This window comes from Enhygromyxa salina (assembly GCF_002994615.1).
GTDB classification, from domain to species: domain Bacteria; phylum Myxococcota_A; class Polyangia; order Nannocystales; family Nannocystaceae; genus Plesiocystis; species Plesiocystis salina_A.
Genome location: NZ_PVNK01000083.1, coordinates 22,630 through 29,648, shown reverse-complemented (window position 1 = coordinate 29,648; position 7,019 = coordinate 22,630). Strand labels below are relative to the sequence as shown.

At 69.9% G+C, this 7,019-nt stretch carries 3 protein-coding genes; all 3 read right to left on the bottom strand.

What is annotated here, in order from left to right:
* Nucleotides 1-597: 597 nt before the first annotated feature.
* The 3 genes from ENSA5_RS08030 to ENSA5_RS08020 all read right to left on the bottom strand — a co-directional run bounded on the left by ENSA5_RS08030 (nucleotide 598) and on the right by ENSA5_RS08020 (nucleotide 6,677).
* Entirely contained in the window at nucleotides 598-3,720 is a 3,123-nt protein-coding gene (locus ENSA5_RS08030) for an efflux RND transporter permease subunit (protein ID WP_106391046.1), read from the bottom strand.
* Between the two features lie 13 nt (nucleotides 3,721-3,733).
* On the bottom strand, nucleotides 3,734-4,849 hold the full coding sequence (locus tag ENSA5_RS08025) for an efflux RND transporter periplasmic adaptor subunit (protein ID WP_181197501.1): 1,116 nt from the start codon (nucleotides 4,847-4,849) through the stop codon (nucleotides 3,734-3,736).
* A gap of 133 nt (nucleotides 4,850-4,982) precedes the next feature.
* The gene (locus tag ENSA5_RS08020) at nucleotides 4,983-6,677 is read right to left on the bottom strand and encodes a serine/threonine-protein kinase (RefSeq protein ID WP_181197500.1); all 1,695 of its coding nucleotides are present in this window, start codon (nucleotides 6,675-6,677) and stop codon (nucleotides 4,983-4,985) included.
* Nucleotides 6,678-7,019: the final 342 nt, after the last annotated feature.

The following is a 7,019-nucleotide window of genomic DNA, read 5'->3' as shown; positions in this document are numbered from 1 at the left end:
CAGCCTCATCAACGAACACGAGCCGCCCCCCCAGCGCGTCCGAGCGGGGTCACCCACCGCAAAGAGCAGAGCGCAAAAAGGCTACAGGAGGTCCGTGTTCGGGGTATCGCCGTACGAAAAGCACCTTCGACGCCCAACCGACCGACATGCTGATGTCGCACCAAGAGCCTTCTGCACCCCAGATGGAGAGGCGACGCCCCGAACACGGACCTCCTGTCGCCACGCGCGGGGCCCCATCGGCCACGACACAGCCTCATCAACGAACACGAGCCGCCCCCCCAGCGCGTCCGAGCGGGGTCACCCCCCGCAAAGAGCAGAGCGCAAAAAGGCTACAGGAGGTCCGTGTTCGGGGTATCGCCGTACGAAAAGCACCTTCGACGCCCAACCGACCGACATGCTGATGTCGCACCAAGAGCCTTCTGCACCCCAGATGGAGAGGCGACGCCCCGAACACGGACCTCCTGTCGCCACGCGCGGGGCCCCGACGGCCACGACACAGCCTCATCAACGAACACGATCCGCCCCCCCAGCGCTTCGAAGCAGAGTCCCCCACCGCCAAAAACAGAGCGCAAAAAAACTACAAGAGCCAAGACCCCGCTACGCGAGCGCGTCGTCCGAACCGTCGTCCCCAGTCCGACGACCGGGAAACATCCGGTACCACAACCCGAGCACGTCACGCTCGATCATCACGTAGACCGAAGGCACGACCAACAAGACCAGAGCCGTCGAGATACCGAGGCCCGCGGCGATCGAGATCGCCATCGGCGCGAGGATCTCATCCTTCCCCCCAACCCCGACCGCGAGCGGGCCGAGCCCGAAGCAGGTCGTGAGCGTGGTCGAGACGATCGGCCGGAGGCGCTCGAGCGCGCCGTCGAGGGCCGCGTCGAAGACCTCATAGCCGTCGTTGGTCCGGCGCTTGTTGATGAAGTCGACCATCACCAGCGAGTCGTTGACGACGATCCCAGCCAGGGCCACGACCCCGAACAGCGCGAACAAGGACAGGTCGTAGCCCATGCCAAACAGCCCGAGGATCGCGCCCATGATCCCAAAGGGCACGGCGCACAAGATGATCACGGGCTGGACGTATGACCGAAACTGCAGGGCCAGGGCGATGTAGATCAGCCCGATCGCAAGCAAGAACGCGCCGGGCAGATCGCTGAGGCTCTCGTTGATCTCCTCGGTGTCACCACCAAACTGGATCTCGAGCTCCGGGTAGCGCTCGGCGAGCTTGTCGTCGAAGTACTCCTGGATCTTCTTCGAGGCGTCGAGTGCCGTGATGACCTCCTGGGCGACGTCGGCGGTCACGGCCACGGTCCGCTGGCCGTCGCGACGGCGGATCGAGCCGATCTCGCGGGTGCGCTCGAGCTTGGCGACCTGATCGAGGCGGACCACGCGGCCGTCGGCGGTCGTAACCGTCAAGCTGCCGATGCCCGAGCGATCCAGCCCCTGCGCGCCCGCGGTCCGGACGACGATCTCCACCCGCTGCTCGTCGATCGAGACCTCGGCCGCGACCATCCCGTCGATCGCCGAGCGAAGGGCGTTGGCGATCTCGAGCTCGTTGAGGCCGTAGAGCGCGGCGAGGTCCTGATCGACCCGCACGCTGAAGGTCTCCTTGCCGATCCCGCTGTCGTCGTCGATGTTCTGGACGCCGTCGAGGGTGCGCAGGTAGGTCTTGAGCTCGCGGACCACGGCGTCGATCTGCTCGGGGTAGCGACCGCGCACCCGCGCGGTGATCGCCGGGCCCGCGGGCGGCCCGGCCTGGGGCTCCATGATCGTGTAAGCCGCGAGATCGGGGTTGGTCGCGAGGTAGTCCTCGAGCCTGACGATGAGGCCCGGGTAGCCCTCGATGACCTCGTCTTCGAGCTTGAACTCGAAGCGGATGATGCCGACGTTGGCCCCGGTCTCGAGCAGCTGCGTGCGTGGGTCTCGGACCGAGCCAATCCGCAGCTTGCTGGTCCGGACCAGGGCCTCTTCAGCCTCGGCCGAGGCGCCAAACTCGTCGAGGACCAGGGCCCGAATCGCCTCGCCCTGGGCGCGGGTGGCCTCGCGCCCGACCCCGGCCGGGAGCTTGTAGCTGATCTGCAGCTCCGTGGGCTTGCCCGGGGCGGTGTACTGAAAGGGCATCTTGGTCGCGAGGAGGATCGTCGCAACGAAGGCGAGGAAGGCGAGCCCGGCCACGAGCCAGCGCCAGCGCAGGCACAGGTTCAAGACCGGCCGATACACGGCCTTCATGCGCTCGACGAGCCTCGCCGTGCGCCCGCCCTCGGCGTCGCGGCTGGCGAAGTGCGCGAGGTGACCCGGGAGGATGAAGATCGCCTCGATCAGCGAGCCGACCAGGCAGAACATCACCGCGAGCGGCAGGATCTTCATGACCCGGCCCATGGTCCCGCCGACCATCGTCAGGGGTAAGAACGCGAAGCAGGTCGTGGTCACGGCCACGGTCACCGGGAGCAGGACCTCTTTGGCCCCGTCGATCGCCGCCTGGACCCGCGTCTTGCCCATCTCGAGGTGGCGCTGGGTGTTCTCGATCACGACGATGGCGTCGTCGACCACGATGCCCGTGGCGATCAGCAGACCGAAGGTCGAGATGACGTTAATCGTCATGTCGGTCTGGTCCATCATGAAGGTCGCGAGCAGGTAGGACACGGGCATGCCCCACAGCGCCAGCATCGCCTGGCGGAAGCCCGCGACCCAGGCGAGGACCAGGACCACGAGCAGGGCCCCGGTCGCGCCGTTGATCAGCACGGTCTGGAGGCGGTCGCGGATCAGCGTGGTGTAGTCCTCCGAGATCACCGCGTGGGCGCTGGGCGGGAGCTGCTCGTCGAGGGTCGGGAGCAGCTCGATGAGGTCGTCGCGGATCTCGAGCGGGTCGGCCGACTCCTCGCGGTTGACGACCAGCTGGATGGCCTCGACGCCGTTGACGAAGTAGCGGGTGTCGGGCTGCTCCTCGACGTCGCGGACCTTGGCCACGTCACCGATGCGCACGGGCGAGCCGGGCCGCAGCGGGATCGCGGCGACCTCGGCCGCCGAGCGCAGGCGCTTGTCGGTCTTGACGAAGATCTCCGAGCCGCCGCTCTCGACGGTCCCGGCCGGGACGCTGGCCTTGGCGTTGCGGATCGCCTGGCTGATCTCCGCGGGCCGGATCTGGAGGGAGCGCAGCTTGGTCTCGTCGAGGTTCACGACGATGCGCGGCTCGGTCAGGCCGGTCACGGTCACGCCCGCGACGCCGGGCCGACGCGAGAGCAGCTCCTGGACCCGGTCGGCCTCGGTCCGGAGCGCGCGATCGCCGAGGAGCGAGACGGTCAGGACCGGGAGGTCGAGCTTGACCTCGCGGACCTGGGGGGTCTCGGCGTCCTCGGGCAGATCCTCGGTCGCCTGGACCGCCTTCTCGACGTCAGCTCGGGCGTCGCGCAGATCCGTGCCCGCGAGGAAGGTGATCGTGATGTTGGCCGCGCCCTCGGTCGCGAGCGACTCGATGCGCTTGACGTCAGCGACGTTGTCGAGCTCCTCCTCGATCGGGCGGATGATCAGCTCCTCGACGTCGCTCGCGGTCGCGCCGACGTAGACGACCTCGACGCCGACCGCGTCGAGGCTGACCTCGGGGAACTGCTCGCGCGGGAGCTTGAGCGCGCCGAGGATCCCCGCCGCGATGATCAGGAAGAACAGCAGGTTGACGAACACCGAGTTGCCAACGCTGAGGCGAATGATCTTGTCGAACATCGCAGGTTCTCAGCTAGGAGCCCGGAGCGCGCGGCGCATGGGGGATCATGATGGCCTCGTCGCCGTCGACGAGGGTCGCCGGCCCGGAGCTGACCACGCGCGCGCCAGGCACGAGCGGGCCCTCGACCGCCACGCCCCCGCCGACGTCCTGGTGGACGGTGACGTCGACGCGCTCGAGCTGCTCGCGGCCTTCCTCGGCCTCATCCCCGCCCCCGACACGAGTCGCGCGGAGCACGTAGGCCTGACCGGCCTCCCAGCGGATCGCCGTGGGCGGGACCACGATCTCGGGCTCGCCCTCGTCGCCGCGGACGAGGACCTCGACGGCCTCCCCGGCGCGCAGACGCTGGCTGCGGTTGTCGATGCGCAGGCGAGCTGGAAAGGTGTTGGTGCCCTCGTCGGCCTCGCGGGCGATCCACTCGAGCTCGGCGTCCTCGCGCACCCCACGGATCAGGACCTCAAACTCGAGCTTGCCGCGGGCGTGGATGACCATCTCGAGCTGCGAGAGCGGGACCTCGACGGCGAGGCGCTCGAGCTCGGACAGGGTCACGAGCGGCGCGCCAGGGCTGGCGTACTCGCCGAGCTCGGCGTCGAGGACCGTGACCACCCCCGCGAAGGGGGCGGTGATCTCGTTGGCCGACTTGCGGTCGCGCGACTGGATGATCTGGCCCGAGGCCTGGCGGATCGAGGCGCGCGTGGTCTCGACCTCGGTCTCGAGCCGCTCGACCTCACGGCGGGTGCCCGCCCCGGAGTCGAACAGCTCGCGGGCGTCGGCGAGCTGGCGCTCGAGGTCGGCGAGGCGCTTTTGCGAGCTCTGGCGGGACGCGTTGGCGCTCATCAGTGAGCCGCGGGCATCGGCGTCGACGAGGCGCACGAGGACCTCGCCGGCCGCGACCTCGGCCTGCTCCTCGACGAGCAGCTCGGCGACCTGCCCCCCGTAGCGAGGCGAGAGCTGGGCCCGGCGCCAGGCCTCGAGCAGAACGAGGTGGCGAGAGCTGACCTCGGGGACGACCTCGACGACCTCCGCGATCCGGACCCGGGCGACGCGCGCTTCGGCCTCGGCCTTGCCCTCGTCGCCGCCGCCGCAGCCGACGAGCGCGAGGGCCAGCGAGAGCCCGACCCGCCCGAGCACCGACCTGAGGGCAGCGGAGGTCGAGAGGCGCGAAATCGATCGCGCAGGCTTGCCGGCAGCTTCGGGCACTGGTTTGCGTTCTATGCCGCGAAGCGCGGACCGGCAAGCTCCGATCGGCCCTTCGCCCCACGCCCTACTCCTGGGCCCCGAGCACGGTCATGTCGGTCTCGGTCTTGCTGTGCTCGGTCCAGGCCTCGAGCTGAGCTCGGCTGGCACGCACCCGCGGCTGCTGCGACTCCCCGCCCCCTCGTCGGCGATCGTTGTGACCGAGCCTCACGCACAGGTCGATCGCGGCCACGAGCGCGTCGGCGTTGGCGTAGCGGGCCCCGGGGTCCTTGGCCAGGCAGCGCATCACGAGCTTCTCGACGTAGTCAGGCAGCGCCGACGCCAGCAAGGTGGACGGCGGCGCAGGCAGCTGCTCGGCGTGGGCGCGCAGCAGCGAGGGGACGTCGCGCTCGACGAACACCGGCCGCCCGGTGAGCATGAAGTACAGCACGCAGCCGAGCCCGTAGATATCCGACCGAGGGTCGGCCACGCCTCCGCGCGCGACCTCGGGCGAGATGTACAGCGGCGTACCCACGGCGCGCTCGGCCGCGCCCGAGGGCCCGTCGGGATCGCGCTCGCCAAAGCCCGGCTCGGTCGGAGGGTCGCGGTCGCGGTCGCGCGCCGCCGCGGCGGCGGCCCTCCCCATCAGGCTCAGCGGCTCGGTCGGGCCGAGGTCGAGGGCCTCGGCGGCCTCGGCAGCCACGCTCGCCACGCCGAAGTCGAGGACCTTCATGACGTCGCGCTCGCCCGCGGGGGTTGAGACAAACAGGTTCTCGGGCTTGACGTCGCGGTGGACGATCCCGAGCCCGTGGGCCTCGGCGAGCGCGCGGGCCGCCTGGCGCAGGAGCGCGAGCGAGCGCGCGATCGGGAGCGGACCGTCGCGCGCGACCAGCTCGGCCACGGTCTCGCCTTCGAGCAGCTCCATCACGTAGTAGCAAAAGCCGTCGGCGGTCAGCCCGAAGTCGTAGACCCGCACGGTGTTTGGATGGCGCAGCTTGGTCGTGGCCGCGACCTCGCGCTCGAAGCGGGCCCGGGCGGCCCCGTTGTCGTGGTCGATCGGCAGGATCTTGAGCGCGACCTGTTGATGCAGGGTCTGGTGCCAGGCAGTCCAGACCTCGCCCATGGCCCCGCGCCCGAGGGGTTGCAGGAGCTCGTAGCGCCCGACCGTCCGGGCCTTGTACAAGCTCCGACGCACGTCCCAGGCCGCGTGGGTCCCGATCGTGATCATGCCGATCGTCGCGGCCTGAAGGCCAAGGTGGAGGATGACCGTCGCCCAGATCGCGGGGTCGAGCGGCGGCGCGTCGGCGCGCGTGAGCGTGGCGACCCCGAGGACCGCCCAAAACGCGAAGGTCGGCATGCACAGCAGCGCCAGACCGCGCTGCCACCGATCGGGTATCGCGATCGCGCGGACGACCAGGATCGGCAGCAAGCCAGCGAGGCTCGGGCTCGCCAGACCACCGCTGAGCACCACGATGTAGGCGGTCACGCCCGCGACGAGCGAGAGCGTGAGGCCCTCGAGGGCCATCAGCTGGCGACGGCTGGGCGTCGGCCCGCGGCCGAGATGGATCCAGACCAGGACCAGCGGGATGACGGTCAGCATCCGAGCGAGCACGTAGGCGGGGCCCTCGTTCACCCCGCGCATGAAGTTGAAGCTGATGTCGATGGGCAGGAAGGACAGCCACGCGAGCCCGCCCCACAAGACGATCCTGCGCAAACGCAGCGAACGCGCGACGTCCTCGTCGCGCTCGTAGCCCTCGGCCCACCGCGCCTCGGCCTCGACCACCCGGCTCGGTCGCAGCTCCCTGTCCGTCTCGAACTGGAGCTCGTCGGAGGCCCAGTCGGTCGCAGACTCGGCACTAGGGCTCGCCCCACGACCCCGGGAGGGGGGCGTCGATGGAGACCGACCGCCGGCCGACAAGCTGCCCGAGTGCTCCCGCGCCACGTGAGCTCTCATGGTACGCGGACGGCCAGAGCGAGCAAATGGCCCCTCGCACACCGCGCTCCCCCTCCGGCCCGCGGCGGTGTGAACCCTGATCTGCGCGGTCAGAACTGGATTCAGCCGCGATGGGTGGCGCCGGCCAGCCGCCGCTTCGGTCACCGAGGCGCGAAGATGAACCACGCTGTC